Source organism: Streptomyces sp. YIM 98790 (genome assembly GCF_011421595.1).
Lineage (GTDB): Bacteria > Actinomycetota > Actinomycetes > Streptomycetales > Streptomycetaceae > Streptomyces.
The window spans coordinates 1-3,701 of sequence record NZ_WTLH01000322.1 but is presented as its reverse complement, the minus strand read 5'-3'; the positions used below and the strand labels follow the sequence as shown (position 1 = coordinate 3,701).

Annotated in this window: 5 protein-coding genes; 2 read left to right on the top strand and 3 right to left on the bottom strand. The window is 75.0% G+C overall.

The window, feature by feature from the left end; genetic code table 11:
- The coding region (locus tag GQS09_RS27490; protein ID WP_165990232.1) for a class F sortase at positions 1–451 on the top strand (451 nt) is incomplete at its 5' end.
- Positions 452–453: 2 nt separating this feature from the next.
- Here GQS09_RS27490 and GQS09_RS27485 read toward each other — a convergent pair.
- Positions 454–930 (bottom strand): GNAT family N-acetyltransferase, encoded by a 477-nt coding sequence (locus GQS09_RS27485; RefSeq protein WP_165990231.1) that lies wholly within the window; start codon positions 928–930, stop codon positions 454–456.
- A gap of 304 nt (positions 931–1,234) precedes the next feature.
- Between GQS09_RS27485 and GQS09_RS27480 the strand changes: the two genes are divergently transcribed.
- Positions 1,235–1,771 carry a peptidylprolyl isomerase gene (locus GQS09_RS27480; protein WP_165990233.1) on the top strand — a complete coding sequence of 179 codons (537 nt, stop codon included), beginning with the start codon at positions 1,235–1,237 and terminating at the stop codon, positions 1,769–1,771.
- Here GQS09_RS27480 and GQS09_RS27475 read toward each other — a convergent pair.
- Both GQS09_RS27475 and GQS09_RS27470 read right to left on the bottom strand, forming a co-directional pair.
- Positions 1,768–3,054 carry an RNA polymerase sigma factor gene (locus GQS09_RS27475; RefSeq protein ID WP_165990230.1) on the bottom strand — a complete coding sequence of 429 codons (1,287 nt, stop codon included), beginning with the start codon at positions 3,052–3,054 and terminating at the stop codon, positions 1,768–1,770. The two genes, GQS09_RS27480 and GQS09_RS27475, sit on opposite strands and share 4 nt — an antisense overlap.
- 63 nt (positions 3,055–3,117) lie before the next feature.
- On the bottom strand, positions 3,118–3,537 hold the full coding sequence (locus GQS09_RS27470) for a YciI family protein (protein WP_165990229.1): 420 nt from the start codon (positions 3,535–3,537) through the stop codon (positions 3,118–3,120).
- Positions 3,538–3,701: the final 164 nt, after the last annotated feature.

The window sequence follows — 3,701 nt, the reverse complement described above, 5'->3', positions numbered from 1 at the left end:
CGGCACCGGCTCGCCACCGCTGCGGTTCGGCGGGCCGGGCGGCCTGCGGGCCCCGGTGGTGCCGGTCGCCGCCGACGCGGCCACCGGGGCGCTCCGGCTCCCCGCCGCGCCGGACGAACTGGGCTGGTGGGCGCTGGGGGCCCGGCCCGGCGACCCGGCCGGCACCGTGCTGATCGCCGGGCATCTGGACGGCCCGGACGGCTCGCCGGGCGTCTTCGCCGCGCTGGCCGGACTGGAGCCGGGCGCCCGGGTGCATCTGACCGGCGCCGACGGCCACCGCTACGGCTACGTGATCACCGAGCGCCGCCACCACCCGGCGGACCGGCTGCCCGCCGCCCTGTTCAGCGGCTCCGGCCCGCCCCGGCTGGCCCTGGTGACCTGCGCCGGCCGCTGGGACCCGGCCGCCGGGCGGTACGCCGAGAACCTCGTCGTCCACGGCCGCCCGGAGTGAGCTCAGTCCGGGCGGCGGTGGGTCATGATCAGCAGGTCGCAGAGAGAGCCGTCGGCCTCGACCACGGCCTCGGCGACGGTGTCGGTGTGCTCGAAGTCCTCCGACTCGTACAGCGTGCGGGCGCGCAGGTTGTGCGGCTTGACATCGAGCCAGACCCGCTGGGCGGCATGCTCCCCGTAGGCCCGCGCCACCACGGTGCGCAGCAGTGCCCGGCCGCGGCCCTCGCCGCGCAGTGCCGGGCGGAGCACCAGCCGGCGGATCTCGATCGCGCCCTTGCCGTCCCGCAGCCCGGCCAGTACGCAGAATCCGGCCGGCCGGCCCTCCTCCTCCGCGGTCAGGTGTTCCTGGTCGGGGTCGTCCAGGGCGCGGCGGTGCCAGTCCACACCGGTCTCGCTGAGCCAGACGGCGGTGTCCGGGCCCATCTCCAGGGCGGCCAGCAGCGGAAGGTCGTCGGGGCCGGTGGGGCGCAAGGTCAGCATGTCCGCAGGGTAGTCCGGCGCTCTCCGGGGGGCATCCGCCGGGCGTTCGGCGGGTATCCGGCGGGACGCCCCGTCGCCCCCGCCGCCGCCCCGCCGCCGTGCTGCCGCCGTGTTGCCGCGTGCCGCCGTCCTGCCCGCCGGCTGCCGCACCCCTGCTGCCCGCGGGATTCGTGGGGCATGATGTGGCTGCTGTTGATGGCGTGCTGTCCCTACGCCCCTCCCTACGCAGGAAGGCCTTGCCGTGATACCCGCGCGACGACGTCTCCTCTCACCGCTGGTGACCATGCTGCTCGCCCTGGGCCTGATGACGGCCTGCTCGGACGGCGAATCGTCCGGCGGGACCGCCACCAGGGCCACCATCCACACCAGCATGGGTGACATCGCGGTGGAACTGTTCCCGGAGCAGGCCCCCAAGACGGTGGAGAACTTCGTCGGCCTGGCCACCGGCGACAAGGAGTGGGAGGGCCAGGAGGGCGGCGAGCCCCTCTACGACGGCACCATCTTCCACCGGGTGATCGCCGGGTTCATGATCCAGGGCGGTGACCCGCAGGGCACCGGCGCGGGCGGCCCGGGCTACCAGTTCGAGGACGAGTTCGACCCCGAGCTGACCTTCGACCGGCCGTACCTGCTGGCCATGGCGAACGCCGGGCCGAACACCAACGGCTCCCAGTTCTTCATCACCGTGGAGCCCACCCCGCACCTGAACGAGCGGCACACCATCTTCGGCGAGGTGACCGACGAGGAGAGCCAGGCCGTGGTGGACGCCATCTCCACCGTGGACACCGACCCGACCGACCGGCCGCTGGAGGACGTGGTCATCGAGGGCGTCTCCATCGGCTAACCGCCCGGCGCGCGCGGCCCGTCCCCGGGGGCGAGGCGGGCCGCCCGCTCGTGCAGGTAGCGCCGCTCCGGCAGGCTGTGCGTGGCCGCCGCGGCCCGCCGGTACGCCTCCCGGGCGGACGGCAGCTCCCCGGCCCGCTCCAGCAGATGCGCCCGTACCGCGTCCAGCCGGTGCTGCCCGGTCAGCCGCTCGTCCCCGGCGACCCGCTCCAGCAGTTCCAGCCCCGCCCGGGGCCCGGCCACCATGGCCAGCGCCACCGCCCGGTTGAGGGTGACCACCGGGCTGGGCGAGAGCTGCTCCAGCAGTTCGTAGAGCGCCAGGATCTGCCGCCAGTCGGTGTCCTCGGCCCGTTCCGCCTCGTCGTGCACGGCCGCGATGGCCGCCTGCACCTGGTACGGACCCGGCCGCCGGTGCCGCAGGGTGGCGGTGATCAGTGCCACGCCCTCCTCGATCGCGGCCCGGTTCCACAGCCCGCGGTCCTGTTCGGCCAGCGGCACCAGGGAGCCGTCCGGCAGGGTGCGGGCGGGGCGGCGGGCGTCGGTGAGCAGCATCAGCGCCAGCAGGCCGGCCACCTCGCGGTCGCCGGGCAGCAGCCGGTGCAGGATGCGGGTGAGCCGGATCGCCTCGGCGACCAGGTCGGTGCGCTGCAGATCCGGCCCGGAGGTGGCGGCGTAGCCCTCGTTGAAGATCAGGTAGAGGATGTGCAGCACGTCCGGCAGCCGCCGGTCGCGCTCCTCGGGTCCGGGCATGGCGAAGGCGGCGCCGCTGCGCTTGATGCGCTGTTTGGCCCGGCTGATGCGCTGCCCCATGGTGGCCTCCGGCACCAGGAAGGCGTGCGCGATCTCGGCGGTGGTCAGACCGCCCACGGCGCGCAGCGTCAGGGCGATCCGGGAGGACGGGGTCAGCTCCGGGTGGCAGCACAGGAACAGCAGTACCAGGGTGTCGTCGGCGGACGGCGGCAGATCGGTGTCGTCCGGGGCCGGGGCCAGGAACCGGTAGCGCGGAAGCAGCGCGAGCTCGGTGTCCTCGCGGCGGCGGCGCGCCTCCTCGATGCGCAGCAGATCGGTCAGTTTGCGCGAGGCCACCCGGATCAGCCAGCCCAGCGGGTTGTCCGGGGTGCCGTCCCGGGGCCACTGCACCGCGGCCGCCAGCAGCGCCTCCTGCACCGCGTCCTCGGCCGTGTCGAAGTGGCCGTAGCGCCGCACCAGCGCGCCGAGGACCTGCGGCGCGTTCCCGCGCAGCAGGTCCTCGATCCGGGCCGGTCCGGCCCCGGTGTCCGTCATGCCGCTCCCTCTTCCGCTCGGGCCGGCCGGCCGGGCGCGGCGCCGGTGCCTGCCGCCGTGCTGTCACATCTCCTGGCCGCCGGCCGTCTCCATGATCGGCCGCACCTCGACGATGCCCTCGTCCACCGAGCCGCCCGGTCCGGGGGCGGCCGAGGCGCGGGCGGCGATCTCCAGGGCGCGCTCCTCGCTCTCCACATCGACCACCCAGTAGCCGGCCAGCACCTCCTTGGACTCACCGTAGGGGCCGTCGGAGACCTGCCGGACCCCGTCCACCACCCGCACGGTGCGGGTCCGGGACGGCGCGGCCAGGCCCTGGGCGTCGACCAGCTCGCCGCGTGACTCCAGCTCGTCGTTGAGCCGCTGCATGTGCTCCACCAGCGCCTTGACGTCCTCCGGGGACCAGGCGCGGCCCTGGTCGTCGGTGCCGCCCGCCATGGCGTCCCAGTCCGCCTCGGAACCCAGCATCAGCAGCATGTACTTCATGGTTCTCTCCTCGTCTCGGTTCACGCGGTGCGGGGGGCGCCCGGTGTGTGCCCCGCCGCCTTCGTCCGGGACGTCGGTGCCGGGCTGCCGGATTCGACATGCCGACGCGGAAAAGCTAGCGGCTTCCCGGGCCGCCCGCCGCCCGGCCGGTGCCGCCCGGCCGG